This is a genomic window from Streptomyces cacaoi (assembly GCF_006539165.1).
GTDB classification, from domain to species: domain Bacteria; phylum Actinomycetota; class Actinomycetes; order Streptomycetales; family Streptomycetaceae; genus Streptomyces; species Streptomyces cacaoi.
Window position 1 is genome coordinate 60,650 of sequence record NZ_BJMM01000027.1, and the last position, 14,324, is coordinate 74,973.

Sequence of the window (14,324 nt, forward strand, 5' to 3'; positions counted from 1 at the left end):
CATGGTCAACTCCCCGCACGAGGCGCACCACCGGGCCTTCCAGGAGCTTCCCGGACTGTTCGCGAGCGCCTTCCGACTCCTCGGTCTGCCCGCACCGGGCCGGGCCCGCGTGGACGTCCTCAACTGCGACCTCACCGAGATCAGACCCGTCGAGCGGCGGGTGGACACACTGCTGCGCCTCAGCTGCGCGGACACCACCTATCTGCTGATCGTCGAGGCGCAGACCAGGAAGGACCCCGACAAGGCGCTCAGCTGGGGCTACTATCTGGGCTTCCTCGCCAACAAGTACCCCCGCGAGCAGCCGGTGCTGCTCGTCGTCTGCCGGGACAGCCGCACCGCGCGATGGGCCGCCGGCCCCTTCCGCATCGGCCACCCGGACCAGCCGAACATGCACATCACGCCGTTCGTCCTGGGGCCGGACAACGTGCCCGTCATCACCGACATCGAACGCGCGTCCGCGGATCTGCCGCTCGCGGTCTTCTCCGCTCTGACACACAGTGACGACCCACGCATCGGTGAGATACTGGACGTCCTCGCAACGGCTCTGAAGACGAGCGACAACCCCGAGCGCGTCACCGTCTGCGCCGACATCACCGCCAGCGGCCTCGCCGACTCCCCGGCGGGCGAACTGTGGAGGGAACTCATGGCAGCAGGACTCTTCGAACTCCGCGGCTTCGTGGCCGAAGGGTTGCGGGAGGAAGGGCGCGAGAAGGGCCGGGAAGAAGGCCGCGAGGAGGGCCTCGCCGCAGGGCTGGAGAAGGGCCTGGAGAAGGGGCTCGGCCGGGGCCGCTTCGAGGGACGGCTGATGTGCCTGTTCCAGCTGTGCGAAGCGCGGGGGATCACCCTCAGCGAGGAACAGCGGGCTCGCATCTCCGCCTGCAAGGACAGCGGCCTCATCACGCGCTGGTTCCACCGGGCCGCCACGGTGGAGACGGCCGAGGAGATGCTCGCCGGAGAGGGCGTCCCCGCACGCCCGGACGACACCGTCCGCTGACCGACTCGTACGCCGCGGACCGGCCGGGCACGACAGCGCACCGGTCCGGCCGCTTTCGATGGTGAGGACCATGGCACCAGGACTCTTCGCATTTCGCGGCTTCGTGGCCGAGGGGCTGCGCGACCAGGGACGCTCCCAGGGGTGGGCCAAGGGCTGGACCGAAGGATGGCGCGAGGGGCGCGTGTACGCCCTCACGCACACGCTCCTCCGGCTGCTCGAACTGCGCCGGATCGCCCTCTCCGAGACGGACCGCGAACGCATCAGCTCGTGCCGCGACTGCGTGCTTCTCGCCCGCTGGACCGACCGGGCGCTCACGGCCCGGACGGCCGAAGACCTCTTCTCCGGCGACGGGCTGCCCCGCCCGTCCGGCGCCGCCGCGTCCTGACGCCCCGCCCCGCGTCGGCGCCGGGAATGCGCGCGGCCTCCACGATGCTGGAAGGCATGGAGGTGCGACACGAGATGAGTGAGAGCGCTGAGTACCGGATCGAGCACGACTCCATGGGGGAGGTGCGGGTTCCGGCGGAGGCGAAGTGGCGGGCGCAGACGCAGCGGGCCGTGGAGAATTTCCCGGTCAGCGGGCAGCGGCTGGAGCGGGCGCACATCGAGGCGCTGGCCCGGATCAAGGCGGCGGCCGCCGTGGTGAACGGGCGGCTGGGGGTGCTCGGCGCCGAGCAGGCGGAGGCGGTGCGCGGCGCGGCGGAGGAGGTCGCGACGGGCCGCTGGGACGAGCACTTCCCGGTGGACGTCTTCCAGACGGGTTCGGGCACCTCGTCGAACATGAACATGAACGAGGTCGTGGCCACGCTGGCGAGCGAGCGTCTGGGCGCCCCGGTCCACCCGAACGACCACGTCAACGCGAGCCAGTCGTCGAACGACGTGTTCCCCTCCTCGATCCATGTCGCGGCGACGGCCGCGGTGACGGCGGATCTGATCCCGGCGCTGGAGCATCTGGCCGCCGCGCTGGAGCGGAAGTCCGAGGAGTTCGCCGACGTCGTCAAGTCGGGGCGTACGCATCTGATGGACGCGACCCCGGTGACGCTCGGCCAGGAGTTCGGGGGCTATGCCGCGCAGATGCGGCGCGGGGTCGAGCGGCTGCGCGCCGCGCTGCCGCGGCTGGCCGAACTCCCGCTGGGCGGCACGGCGGTGGGCACGGGGATCAACACCCCGCCCGGCTTCTCGGCCGCGGTCATCGAGGAGTTGGCGCGGGTCACGGGCCTGCCGCTGACGGAGGCGCGCGACCACTTCGAGGCGCAGGGGGCGCGGGACGGCCTGGTCGAGACGAGCGGGCAGCTGCGGACGATCGCCGTCGGTCTGACGAAGATCGCCAATGATCTGCGCTGGATGTCCTCCGGGCCGCGGACGGGGCTGGCCGAGATCGCGCTGCCGGATCTCCAGCCCGGTTCGTCGATCATGCCGGGCAAGGTCAATCCGGTCGTCCCGGAGGCGGTGCTGATGGTCGCCGCGCAGGTCACGGGGAACGACACGACGGTCGCCACGGCGGGCGCGGCGGGCAACTTCGAGCTGAACGTGATGCTGCCGGTGATCGCCAAGAATCTGCTGGAGTCGGTCCGGCTGCTGACGAACGCCTCGCGGCTGCTGGCGGACCGCACGGTGGACGGCATCACCGCGAACGCCGAACGGGCCCGTGCGTACGCGGAGTCGTCGCCGTCCGTGGTCACGCCGCTGAACAAGTACATCGGGTACGAGAACGCCGCCGCGGTCGCCAAGAAGGCGATGGCCGAGCAGTTGACGATCCGCGAGGCGGTGCTGCGCAGTGGCCATGTCGAGCGGGGCGAGCTGACGGTCGAGCAGTTGGACGAGGCGCTGGACGTGCTGCGTATGACCCGTCCCTGAGCCGGCAGCTCACCTCCGGGCCGCCGCCCGCGCCGGTGCGCCCCCCTGGGCGGGGTGTTGCCGAGGGCGGCCGTGACCTGCGCCTTCGTCCGGTGGGGCCGAGCGGACGCGGGAGGTGGCCGCCGGAGGAGGACTAGTATCCGGCCATGACAGCGGAAACCTCGGCGCCACCCGCCCATTGGCCCGTCGGCGCCCACATCCTGTGGCGTTACCGGGCCAACGGCGCCACACATCCCCATATCTGTCGCCCCGTCACCGTCGTCCGCGATACGCCCGCTCTGCTCGCGGTCTGGGTCGCGCCGGGCACGGTGTGTGTGAAGCCGGAGCTCGCGGACGGTACGCCGGTGCACCGCGAGCCGCTGGCCACGAGGTACACGAAGCCCCGCAGAACCACGCTTTCCCGGTGGTTCGGTACGGGAGTCCTGAAGCTGGCACGCCCGGGCGAACCGTGGTCGGTGTGGCTTTTCTGGGACAGGGACTGGCAGTTCCGGAATTTCTACGTGAACCTGGAGGAGCCACGCACGCGCTGGGCGGGCGGGGTGGACTCCGAGGATCACTTCCTGGATCTGGAGGTCGGCCCCGACGGCAGCTGGCGCTGGCGGGACGAGGACGAGTTCGCGCAGGCACAGCATGTCGGCCTGTTGGACGGGGAACAGGCCGAGCGGGTCCGTGCTGCCGGCCGTCGCGCCGTGGCCGCCGTCCGGGCGTGGGGCACGCCGTTCGCGGACGGCTGGGAGCGGTGGCGGCCGGATCCGCACTGGCCGGTGCCCGAACTCCCGGACGACTGGGACCGCTCGCCGTTCAACACGTGACTGCACCCACCTCCCGATGCCCCTTGATACGCCCCCATACTGCAAACGTAGGATCAACGTCCGTGAGCGTGCCGCCGTAACTCCCCTGATGATCCGGGGAATTGACCGGCGGCCAGAGAGGAGCAGGCTGTGGCCAGCAGCGCGGGGGCGCACGGTCCTTCCCGGGCGTACGACGGCTTCGACCGCGCAAGCATCGACAGGTCCGGCCAGGCCGAGGCGTTCGACGCAATCGGCGACCGGTACGACGAGGCGTTCCCGCACAAGGAAGGCCAGGTGTCGGCGGCCGCGTGGTTCAGCGGGCAACTTCCGGCCGGTGCCCGTGTGCTGGACGTCGGCTGCGGTACGGGACTGCCCACGGCACGGCAGCTCACGGACGACGGCCACCATGTCGTCGGGATCGACCTGTCCCGGGCGATGCTGAAGCTGAGCCGGGACAACGTTCCCGAGGCCGAGTTCCGCCGGCTGGATCTGGCCGACGCGGAGACCGCCGGCCTGGGCCCGTTCGACGGCGCGGTCGCGTTCTTCTCGCTGCTGATGCTCCCCCGCGCGGAGATCCCGGTGGCGCTGCGTGCGCTGCACGGGCTGATCCGGGAGGGCGGGCCCCTCGCCTTGGGCATGGTGGAGTCGGACGTCGACGACTTCGCCGTCCCGTTCCTGGGGCACACCCTCCGCGTGTCGGGTTTCCTGCGGGACGAGCTGCGGCAGGTGGTCGAGGGAGCGGGTTTCGAGGTCGTCGGGGAGGACGCGTACGCGTTCGCTCCCGCGAGCACGGATGTGCCGCCCGAGATGCAGCTCTTCCTTCAGTGCCGGCGACGCCCATAGACCGCGAGCACCCAGCGCTGGGCGTGCGCCGGCGCGCAGCCCCGGATGGATGGAAACCGAACGCGTGACGGAGCACGAAAAGCCTGCGGCGAGCAGCACGACGGAGCCTGCGCAGCCCGGCGCCGCCGCACAGGTCCCCGGTGGCCCCCAGGGCACGCCGGCGGCCCCGCGTACCCATGACGCCGTACCCGCCGAGGGGCCGGTTCCGGGCGCCCGCGCCGCGGAGGAGGCCGGGGCGGGCGGCACGGCGCCGAACGGCGGTCCTGGAGCGGCGGGTTCCGGTGGGCAGGACGGCGGCGAGCGGGCCGAGCGGGAGCGGCGGGGCGGTGACCGGCTGCGCTTCGTCGGCGCCGCCACCCGCCGGATCGCCCGCGGTGTCGATCTGGACGAGACCGTGCTGGGCCTGTGCCGCGCGAGCGTTCCCGCCTATTCCGACGCGATCCTGGTCTATCTGCGCGATCCGCTTCCGGTCGGTGACGAGAGACCGACCGGGCCGTTCGTCCTGCGGCTGCGCCGCAGCGACCGCATACCCGAGGGCCCGCTGGCCGCGCCCACGGCGGCGGCCCTCTCCGACCTGGTGCCGCCGGTGATCCCGGGCCAGGAGTTCGCGGGCGGCGACCCGGTGGCCGCTCCCGGGCTCGGGGGCGGCGCGGCCGAGTTGACCGAGGTGCGGCCGGGCGGGCCGCTGGCCGAGGTGCTGCGCGGGGTCCGGCCGGTCTTCGCGGACTCCCCCGCGGCGGGCACCGCTCTGCCCGAACTCCTCGGCCCGGGCCGGGACATTCCCGAAGGCAACCGGGCCATCCTCGCGCCGCTGCGCGGCCGTCGCCGGGTGATCGGTGCGGCGGTCTTCCTGCGCAGGCCGGAGCGCCCGGCGTTCGAGCACGAGGATCTGCTCATCGCCGCACAGTTGGCCACGCACACCGCGCTCGGTGTGGACAAGGCCGTCCTGTACGGCCGCGAGGCGTACATCGCCGACGAGTTGCAGCGCACGATGCTGCCCGACGAACTCCCCCAGCCCACCGGCGTCCAGCTGGCGAGCCGCTATCTGCCGGCGGCGGAGACGGCGCGGGTCGGCGGCGACTGGTACGACGCCATTCCGCTGCCGGGCTCCCGGGTCGCGCTGGTCGTCGGGGACGTGATGGGCCACTCGATGACCTCCGCGGCGATCATGGGCCAGTTGCGGACGACGGCACAGACCCTGGCCGGTCTCGACCTGCCGCCGCAGGAGGTGCTGCACCACCTGGACGAGCAGGCCCAGCGGCTCGGCAGCGACCGCATGGCGACCTGTATGTACGCGGTCTACGACCCGGTGGCGCACCGCATCATCGTGGCCAACGCGGGGCATCCGCCGCCGGTGATGCTGCACCGCAGCGGCCGCGCCGAGGTGCTGCGCATCCCGGCGGGTGCGCCGATCGGCGTCGGCGGGGTGGACTTCGAGGCGGTGGAGCTGGACGCGCCGGCCGGTGCGACGCTGCTGCTGTACACCGACGGGCTCGTCGAGTCCCGGCAGCGCGATGTGTGGACCGGCATCGAGCATCTGCGCGAGAAGCTCTCGGCGACGGCCCGGCTCACCCGCCCGGGTGCCGCCGCCCCGCTGGAGCCGCTCTGCGACGAGGTGCTCGACATCCTCGGCCCGGGTGACCGCGACGACGACATCGCCCTGCTGGCCGCCCGGTTCGACGGGATCGCGCCGAGCGATGTCGCGTACTGGTACCTCGATCCCCGGGCGCAGACGGCGCGTCAGGCGCGCAGACTCGCGCGCCGTGCGCTCTCGCGCTGGGGCCTGGAGGAGCTGACGGACTCGGTCGAGCTGCTGGTCAGCGAAGTGGTCACGAACGCCGTCCGGTATGCCGAACGCCCCATCACGCTCCGGCTGTTGCGTACCGACACGCTGCGCTGCGAGGTGGGCGACGACGTCCCGCAGCTGCCCCGGCTGCGGCAGGCGCGCGCCACGGACGAGGGCGGGCGCGGGCTGTATCTGGTGAACCGTCTCGCCCGGCGGTGGGGAGCGACCCGGCTGTCGACCGGCAAGGTCGTCTGGTTCGAACTCGCCCTGTCCTGACCGTTCGCGAACGCTGCTGAACTCTCCCGGGCGCCCTGGGTCTTCGGGAGGCCCGGGAGGGGCCCGGCACGCCGACGCCCCGTGCCGGCCGCGACATGGCGGCCGTGCACGGGGCGTTCGTCCCGGTGGATCCGGGTGCCGCGCGCGGCGGCGGCGCGAGGGTCAGCCGGCGAGCTGGTTCTCGGCCTCCAGGGTGGTGCCGACGGCCTGCACGACCGAGGCGATCTTGAAGGCTTCCTGGATGGTCTCGCGGTCGACACCGGCCTTGCGCAGCACCTGCTCGTGCGAGTCCAGGCACTGGCCGCAGCCGTTGATCGCGGAGACGGCGAGCGACCACAGCTCGAAGTCGGTCTTCTCGACACCGGGGTTGCCGATGACGTTCATCCGCAGGCCGGCGCGCATGGTGCCGTACTCGGGGTCCGACAGCAGGTGCCGGGTGCGGTAGAAGACGTTGTTCATCGCCATGATGGCGGCGGCCGACTTGGCGGCGGCGTACGCCTCGTCGCTCAGGTTCTCCTTGGCCTCCGGCTCCAGCGCACGCAGCGCGATGCCCGAGCGGGACGCGATGGCGCAGGCCAGAACGGTGCCCCAGAGCTGCTGCTTGGGCAGCTCGGAGTTGCCTATGACGGAGCCGAGGTTCAGCTTCAGGTCCTTCGCGTAGTCCGGAAGGGCCTGCTTGAGGTCATCGAGCGCCATGGTGATCACTCACCGGCCAGCAGCGCGACCGGGTCCAGGGTCTCGTCGCCCTTGCTCCAGTTGCAGGGGCACAGCTCGTCGGTCTGGAGGGCGTCGAGCACCCGCAGGACCTCCTTGGGGTTACGGCCGACGGAGCCGGCGGTCACCATCGTGAACTGGATCTCGTTGTTCTGGTCCACGATGAAGACGGCACGCTGCGCGAAGCCGTCCTCGCCCTCGATGCCCAGGGCACGCATCAGCTCGTGCTTGGAGTCGGCCATCATCGGGAACGGCAGGTCCGTCAGGTCCGGGTGGTCCTTGCGCCAGGCGTGGTGCACGAACTCGGAGTCGCCGGAGAAGCCCAGGATCTGCGCGTCGCGGTCCGCGAACTCGTCATTCAGCTTGCCGAAGGCCGAGATCTCGGTCGGGCAGACGAAAGTGAAGTCCTTCGGCCAGGCGAAGATCACCTTCCACTTGCCCTCGTAGGTCTTGTGGTTGATCTGCTCGAACTCCTTGCCCTTCTCCAGCGAGACGCAGGCAGTGAGATCGAACTCGGGGAACTTGTCACCGACAGTGAGCAACGCGCACTCCTTGCAGGGCGGAACGCCCCTATTTGCAGGCATTCCTCGGGGTTGGACGCCCCCACCTTGCCACAGGCCGCATTGATCGCGGAAATAGCTAAGCTTGGTGCCGTTGATTGGAGTGAGTTATCAGTGACCTCAGTGCCGGACCGCAGCACCACCCGTGGCCGTCCCCGCGGTCAGGAGGCCCCGGCGCCCGGCATACCGGCACCCCGCGCCGCACAGCCCGCGCGGGGAAAGCAGCCGAGCCTCTCCCAACTGAGGGCCTTCGCCGCCGTCGCGGAGCATCTGCACTTCCGTGACGCGGCGGGCGCCATCGGCATGAGCCAGCCCGCCCTCTCCGGAGCGGTGGCCGCGCTGGAGGAGACGCTCGGGGTGCAGTTGCTGGAGAGAACCACCCGAAAGGTACTGCTCTCCCCGGCCGGTGAACGCATGGCGGCCCGCGCACGGACCGTACTGCACGCGGTCGGCGAGCTGCTGGAGGAGGCCGAGGCGGCGCGAGCGCCGTTCACCGGCGTCCTGCGGCTGGGCGTCATCCCCACCGTCGCGCCGTATCTGCTGCCCACGGTGCTCGGGCTGGTGCACGAACGGTATCCGGACCTCGATCTTCAGGTCCACGAGGAGCAGACCGCCTCCCTGCTGGACGGTGTCTCCCAGGGGCGGCTCGATCTGCTGCTGCTCGCCCTGCCGCTGGGCGCGACCGGAGCGCCGGGGACCTCCCGGATACGGGAAATCCCGCTCTTCGAGGAGGACTTCGTCCTCGTCACTCCGCACGATCACCCCTGTGCCGGCCGTCGCGATCTGCCCCGCTCCGTGCTGCGCGAGCTGGATCTGCTGCTGCTCGATGAGGGGCACTGCATGCGGGACCAGGCCCTCGACATCTGCCGGGAGGCCGGACGTGCGGAAGGTCACACGGTGACGACCAGCGCGGCGGGGCTGTCCACACTGGTGCAACTCGTCGCCGGCGGCATGGGCGTCACGCTGCTGCCGCGGACCGCCGTCCAGGTCGAGGCGGGGCGCAACGAGGCGCTGCGCACGGGGTACTTCACCGACCCGGCGCCGCTGCGCCGGGTCGGGCTGGCCCTGCGCGCGGGCGCGGCGCGCGAGGAGGAGTTCGGCGCGTTCGCCGATGCGCTCCGCGGCGCCCTGCGCGGGCTTCCGGTACGGCTCGTCCTGCCCTGACGGCGTGCCGGTGGCCTCGCCCCTCGGGTCACCCGTCCTCGCGGGGCGGGCGGCCCCGGCGGGGGTGGGGGCGCGCCTCGCCGGGCAGGCGGCCGGCTTCCTTGAGGGCACGCCGCAACAGGTAGTCGATCTGGGCGTTGGTGGACCGCAGTTCATCGGCGGCCCAGCGTGCCAGCGCGTCGTGCATCGCCGGGTCGAGCCGCAGCAGCACCTGCTTGCGCTGCCGCGGCCGGGGGGCCGGCGAGGCGGGCTCCTCGCCCTCGTCCCGAGCGGTCACCGGTCGGCCGTCACTGGTAGAGCGACCCGGTGTTCATCACGGGCTGCGGAGCGCGGTCCCCGCACAGCACGATCAGCAGATTGCTCACCATCGACGCCTTGCGCTCCTCGTCCAGTTCCACGTAGTCCTGCGCCGTGATGCGTGCCAGCGCGTCCTCCACCATGCCGCACGCCCCCTCGACGATCTTCCGCCGGGCCGCGATCACGGCTCCCGCCTGCTGCCGCTGGAGCATCGCGGAGGCGATCTCGGGCGCGTAGGCGAGGTGGGTGAAGCGCGATTCGACGATGGTGACGCCGGCCGCCTGCACCCGGGCCGTCAGTTCGGCCGCGAGCTTCTCGGTGATCTCCTCGGCGTTGCCGCGCAGGGAGAGGGCGTCCTCCTCGTGGGCGTCGTAGGGGTATTCGATCGCGATGTGCCGGACGGCGGCCTCGGTCTGCGTGGAGACGAACTCGACGTAGTCGTCCACGGAGAAGGTGGCCTGCGCGGTGTCCTGCACCTGCCAGACGACGACGGCCGCCAGCTCGATCGGGTTGCCGTACGCGTCGTTCACCTTGAGGACGGCGGTCTCGTGGTTGCGGACCCGGGTGGAGATCCGCGTCCGGGTGGTGAGCGGATTGACCCAGCGCAGGCCGTCCACCCGGATCGTGCCGGTGTAGCGGCCGAAGAGCTGGACGACCCGGGCCTCACCGGGGGCGACCATGTTGAGCCCGGCCATCCCGAAGACCGAACCGATCACCACCAGCACCCCGACGACCAGGAGCGCCGCTCCCCCGGCGGTGCTGCCGTCGGCCAGCATCCGGCCGCCGCCGACGCAGGCGGCGGCCCCGGCCAGCACGCCGACCAGGCCGAGGAAGAGGGCCAGCCCGCCGTGCACGCTGCGGGCGGTGACCTCCCGTACCTCCGGGGTCGGCATCTCCGGCCCGCCGGCCGGCTCCGCTGTCCGTCCCCGCTCCGTGCGCTGGGTGTCGTCGAGGCTCATGGGGCCTCCCCCGTTCCTTGGTTTCCGTGGTCGACGCGGTGCGGGCGGGCGCGGGGACACCGAACGTCCGAGCACCTCGACTTATCGCACTGCTCTAGCAATGTGATAGCAGATTACCGTCAGCGTGCCGCTCTGGCCAGTGCGCGGACTGCCCGAAACGGCGCGAGGGCGCAAAGAGTGGTCAACTCCCCTGCGCCCTCGCCGCGTTCCGGACCGGCTCCACCCGGAGCCCGGGCCGGCCTCACTCCGTGCGGAGCCCCTCGGGCCGCATCGTCCGCCACAGGGACGGCAGGCTCAGCAGGGAGACCAGCGCGATCACCCCGGCGCCGACCCCGACCATCGGGGCGAACACCAGCCAGTCGGTGACCTTCCGGTCCATCGTCCGCAGCAGCATCCAGCCCAGCCCCAGCCCGAACCCGGACGCCAGCGTCAGGCCCAGCACCACCGGCACCGCCGACTGCCACAGGACGGAGGCCCCGAGCGTGGACCGGCGGGTACCGAAGGCCACCAGCACCGCCAACTGCCGCTTCCGCTCCCGCAGTTGTTCCACGATCGAGACGACCAGGCTGGCGCCGATGATCAACAGGACCGCCACGGAGGCCGCGAATATGGCCCGGCTGATCCCCGCGAAGTCCTGGGAGCTGCGCTTCATCGGAGCCGAGGAGAAGACCGCGCCCGCCGGGTCCTGGTGGAAGACGGTGGTGCGTACCTGCTCCAGCGCGTCCTGCTCGTCCTTCTTGTCGATGCTCACCCAGCCGCCGTACTGCGCCTCGGCCTGCTCCGGTGCGATCGCCGACGGCGTGGCCAGCAGGCCGCTGGCGTCGTAGCCGGTCCGCTCGTCCGGCTTGGGGCGCACGGAGGCGGCCGACGCGGGCACGCGCCACTCCTGTGTCCCGGAGCCGTGGATCTTCTTGAGCTTCATCGCGGTGCCGACCGCCGGGGGCTTCTCCTGGTCGTTGCCGGACGTGGGACGGAGACGGAAGACCTGGCCCTCCCGGCAGGAGTCCAGATGCGCCAGCTCGCGGAGCGTGGCACAGCTTCCGATCATGACGCTGGTGTACTCCTCCTTGCCCTTGGTCTTGAGCATCCCGCTCATGCTGCCGCTGACCTCCCGGACACCGGGGGTCCGCTCCAGCGCCCGGTCCAGCTCCTTGCTGCGGCCGAGATCGGACATGCCGGGCATCGAGATGTCGAACTCGGTACGCCCCGCCTGGGGCCTGCCCGAACCACCGACGGTCTCGGTGTTCTCGGACTGCACGCCCGCGAACAGCATCTGGAGCGCGATGGCACCGGCGACGGCGATGGTGATACCGCTGACCGCCCGCGTGGACGAGCCGCTGCTGAGCTGGAGCCGGCGGGTCGCCAGCTGCCAGGAGATGCCGCCACCGCGGATCCGCCGCACGAGCCGCTCGACCACCCACGGCAGCAGCAGCGCCACACCGCTCAGCAGCAGCACCACGCCTGCGGCGACCTGGAGTTCGTTGACGGAGCTGGGGGAATCGCCGCCCACTTTCCCGGAGAGCGGGAGCAGGAGCAGCGCACCGACCACCGGCGGGGCCAGTCGCCACCACAGGCGGCGGGGACGGGGCACGCTCTCCCGCAGCACGCCGAGCGGCTCGATGGTGATGCCGCGCATCGCGAACAGCGAGACCGCGACGGCCACCGCCGGCACTCCGAGGGCGACCAGTGCGGCCAGCGCCGGGCTGGGGGCGAGATCCGTGGCGAAGACGCTGACGTCGAAGAGCTGGATGCGCTCTATCAGGCCCCGACCCGCCAGGAAGATCCCGGTGCCCAGCACCAGCCCCAGCACGGCACCCACCAGGGACTCACCCGCCCCCATCCGGCGTGCCATCGCCGCATCCGCACCCACGAGGCGCAGGGCGGCCAGCCGCCGGTCCCGCCGCTCGCTGCCGAAACGCGCCGCCGTACCGACGAAGACGGCGATCGGCATCAACAGCACCGCACAGGCCACCACCGCGAGCAGCACTATCGACGGGTCGAGCTTCGTCTCACCCTCCGAGGTGCCGAAGGAGTCGATCCGGTGCGCGCCCTGCCCCGCGACGAGTTTGTCCGTGCCCCGGTAGAAGGCCAGATCGCCGGGGCCCCGGAGCCCGTCCTTGCCGATCGTCCCGACGATCTTGGCGTCCAGGCGCTTCACCAGGCCCTGGGCATCGCCGGAGGCGAGCACCTTCTCCAGGGCGGGCGAGACGACCATCTCGCCCGGGCCGGGGAACCGGTCCACACCGGGCGGGGTCACCGGGTGCGCGCCGTCGGCCTGGAGCGTCCTCCCGTAAAGCTCCAGGTCGCGGTAGGTGGTGTTGGCATCGCCGGTGACAATGGTGCGGTCGCCCGCCGACGGTTCGGCGGACTCGCCCCGGAGCGAATCGGGGAAGACGGACATGGCGTTGCCGCGGGCGTCGCGCTCGTTCATCAAAGTGGGCACGGACGCGGCGCCGAGCAGCAGCGCCACACCGAGTCCGACGCCGACGGCCGTGAGCAGCGTCCGGGCCCAGCCCTGACGGCCGGAGGTCGCGAACCGGCAGCCCATCGCCAGGTCCCGCACCCACACCCGCAGACCGTGCGGGGGCCGAGGGTCTGTCATGCGACACCTGCCATGGCGCTCATGTCACGTGCCTTTCCGTCCCGGACGACGATCTCGCGATCGGAATAGGCGGCGACCCGTGCCTCGTGGGTGACCAGGACGACAGCGGCGCCGGAATCCCGTGCGGCCTCCGTGAGCAGCTGCATCACGCGCTCGCCGTTGAGCGAGTCCAGCGCGCCCGTCGGCTCGTCCGCGAAGACCACGCTCGGACGGGCGGCGAGGGCGCGCGCCACCGCGACCCGCTGGCCCTGGCCGCCGGAGACCTGCCCGGGGCGGTGGTGCCGTATGTCGTCGACCTCCAGGCGCTCCAGCCATTGGCGGGCCTGGGCCTCGGCCTGCTTGCGGCCCGCGCCGGCCAGGCGGACCGGCAGCGCGGCGTTCTCCAGGCAGGTCAGCTCCGGGACGAGCTGGCCGAACTGGAAGACGAAGCCGAAGTCCCCACGGCGCAGGGCGCTGCGCTGCGCATCGGAGAGGGCCGACAGGTCCCGTCCCCGGTAGAGCACCCGGCCGGAGTCGGGCGGGACGATTCCGGCCAGGCAGTGCAGCAGCGTCGACTTGCCGGAGCCGGACGGGCCCATGACGGCCACCACTTCGCCCGCCCGGATGGAGAAGTCCGCACCGGCGAGGGCGGGCGTCGAGCCGTAGGTCTTGTGCAGGCCCTCGGCGTGCAGCAGCGCGGAGGTGCCGTCCGCGTGGGGTGCCGCGTCGGGCGCGTGGGCGGGCGAGGGGGTCGGGGTGGCGCTCATCGGCGCACCTCCTTCGCAAGCTTGTCGAGCCGCGCCGCCGCCGTCTCCAGCCAGCGGAGATCGGCCTCCAGATGGAAGAGCGCGTGGTCGCAGATGAGCTGGTCCGCGAGATCGCCGTGGGTCTTGCGCCGCGTCAGCTCACGCATCAGGCGCAGATGCTCGGAGCGCTGGGTGTCGAGCAGGCTGCTCGCGTCGCGGTCGGTCAGCAGCGCGAGGACGAGCTTGGTGTAGAGCGTGGACTGGAGATACGGCTCGGGCTTCTCCGGAGTGGCCAGCCACTCCTCGACATCGGTGATCCCCGCATCGGTGATGGCGTACCGCTTGCGCTCCGGGCCGCCCCCCGCCTCTATGCCGTCGACCTCCACGAGGCCGTTCTTCAGCAGGCGCGACATCGTCGAGTAGACCTGGCCGTAGTGCAACGGGCGGTCGTGGCCGAAGCGTTCGTCGAACGCCCGCTTGAGGTCGTATCCGTGCCGCGGCCCCGTCTCCAGCAGGCCGAGCAACGTATGGCTGATGGACATGGCGACGACTGTACACCATGCGTATACACCTGGTGTATACCCGGATCGAGTGACCCTCCCGTCGGAGAAACCGCAGGTGAGCGGCGGAGTGAGCGACGGGAGCCGGTCGGTGCGCGTGCGCACGCCTCCGCCCCCGGAGGCGGCCGTCCGGGGTCGTCCGGAGGCAGCCGCCCGGAGACAGCCGCCCGGAGACAGCGGCGATGGACCGGCGAACCGG

14 protein-coding genes are annotated in these 14,324 nt (G+C 71.8%); 7 read left to right on the plus strand and 7 right to left on the minus strand.

All coding sequences use genetic code 11. The features are described 5' to 3' along the window. The first annotated feature begins 1 nt into the window (after position 1). The 6 genes from SCA03_RS22915 (at position 2) to SCA03_RS22940 (ending at position 6,544) form a co-directional block, all read left to right on the plus strand. The gene (locus SCA03_RS22915) at positions 2 to 994 is read left to right on the plus strand and encodes a hypothetical protein (protein ID WP_086818220.1); all 993 of its coding nucleotides are present in this window, start codon (positions 2 to 4) and stop codon (positions 992 to 994) included. 70 nt (positions 995 to 1,064) lie between these two features. Then, positions 1,065 to 1,379 carry a hypothetical protein gene (locus SCA03_RS22920; RefSeq protein WP_086818221.1) on the plus strand — a complete coding sequence of 105 codons (315 nt, stop codon included), beginning with the start codon at positions 1,065 to 1,067 and terminating at the stop codon, positions 1,377 to 1,379. A 74-nt stretch (positions 1,380 to 1,453) separates the two neighbouring features. After that, a complete protein-coding gene (locus SCA03_RS22925) occupies positions 1,454 to 2,848 on the plus strand; it encodes a class II fumarate hydratase (RefSeq protein ID WP_030885400.1) in 1,395 nt (464 codons plus the stop codon). Positions 2,849 to 2,994: 146 nt separating this feature from the next. Beyond that, positions 2,995 to 3,660, plus strand: coding sequence for a cytidylyl-2-hydroxypropylphosphonate hydrolase (gene fomD / locus SCA03_RS22930; RefSeq protein ID WP_030885403.1), 666 nt, complete (start codon positions 2,995 to 2,997; stop codon positions 3,658 to 3,660). 129 nt (positions 3,661 to 3,789) lie between these two features. After that, positions 3,790 to 4,482 carry a class I SAM-dependent DNA methyltransferase gene (locus SCA03_RS22935; protein WP_086818222.1) on the plus strand — a complete coding sequence of 231 codons (693 nt, stop codon included), beginning with the start codon at positions 3,790 to 3,792 and terminating at the stop codon, positions 4,480 to 4,482. A gap of 49 nt (positions 4,483 to 4,531) precedes the next feature. After that, on the plus strand, positions 4,532 to 6,544 hold the full coding sequence (locus SCA03_RS22940) for a SpoIIE family protein phosphatase (RefSeq protein WP_086818223.1): 2,013 nt from the start codon (positions 4,532 to 4,534) through the stop codon (positions 6,542 to 6,544). A 162-nt stretch (positions 6,545 to 6,706) separates the two neighbouring features. On the opposite strand, the gene SCA03_RS22945 is transcribed toward SCA03_RS22940, so the two are convergent. Both SCA03_RS22945 and SCA03_RS22950 read right to left on the minus strand, forming a co-directional pair. Beyond that, the gene (locus tag SCA03_RS22945; protein ID WP_030885412.1) at positions 6,707 to 7,240 is read right to left on the minus strand and encodes an alkyl hydroperoxide reductase; all 534 of its coding nucleotides are present in this window, start codon (positions 7,238 to 7,240) and stop codon (positions 6,707 to 6,709) included. Between the two features lie 5 nt (positions 7,241 to 7,245). Then, the gene (locus tag SCA03_RS22950; protein WP_030885415.1) at positions 7,246 to 7,800 is read right to left on the minus strand and encodes a peroxiredoxin; all 555 of its coding nucleotides are present in this window, start codon (positions 7,798 to 7,800) and stop codon (positions 7,246 to 7,248) included. A 201-nt stretch (positions 7,801 to 8,001) separates the two neighbouring features. Between SCA03_RS22950 and SCA03_RS22955 the strand changes: the two genes are divergently transcribed. Next, positions 8,002 to 8,982, plus strand: a complete 981-nt coding sequence (locus SCA03_RS22955; RefSeq protein WP_078873639.1) for a LysR substrate-binding domain-containing protein — start codon at positions 8,002 to 8,004, stop codon at positions 8,980 to 8,982. 28 nt (positions 8,983 to 9,010) lie between these two features. Here the strand turns inward: SCA03_RS22955 and SCA03_RS22960 are convergent, their stop codons facing one another. From SCA03_RS22960 to SCA03_RS22980, 5 genes are all read right to left on the minus strand, one after another. After that, a complete protein-coding gene (locus tag SCA03_RS22960; protein WP_030885421.1) occupies positions 9,011 to 9,259 on the minus strand; it encodes a type II toxin-antitoxin system antitoxin in 249 nt (82 codons plus the stop codon). 10 nt (positions 9,260 to 9,269) lie between these two features. Next, positions 9,270 to 10,172, minus strand: a complete 903-nt coding sequence (locus SCA03_RS22965; protein WP_037851393.1) for an SPFH domain-containing protein — start codon at positions 10,170 to 10,172, stop codon at positions 9,270 to 9,272. A 307-nt stretch (positions 10,173 to 10,479) separates the two neighbouring features. Further along, positions 10,480 to 12,840: an ABC transporter permease gene (locus tag SCA03_RS22970; protein ID WP_086814504.1), complete on the minus strand. Its 2,361-nt coding sequence runs from the start codon at positions 12,838 to 12,840 to the stop codon at positions 10,480 to 10,482. Then, a complete protein-coding gene (locus tag SCA03_RS22975; protein ID WP_078875085.1) occupies positions 12,837 to 13,586 on the minus strand; it encodes an ABC transporter ATP-binding protein in 750 nt (249 codons plus the stop codon). The genes SCA03_RS22970 and SCA03_RS22975 overlap by 4 nt, the downstream gene beginning before the upstream one ends. Beyond that, entirely contained in the window at positions 13,583 to 14,107 is a 525-nt protein-coding gene (locus tag SCA03_RS22980) for a PadR family transcriptional regulator (protein WP_030885434.1), read from the minus strand. The genes SCA03_RS22975 and SCA03_RS22980 overlap by 4 nt, the downstream gene beginning before the upstream one ends. Positions 14,108 to 14,324: the final 217 nt, after the last annotated feature.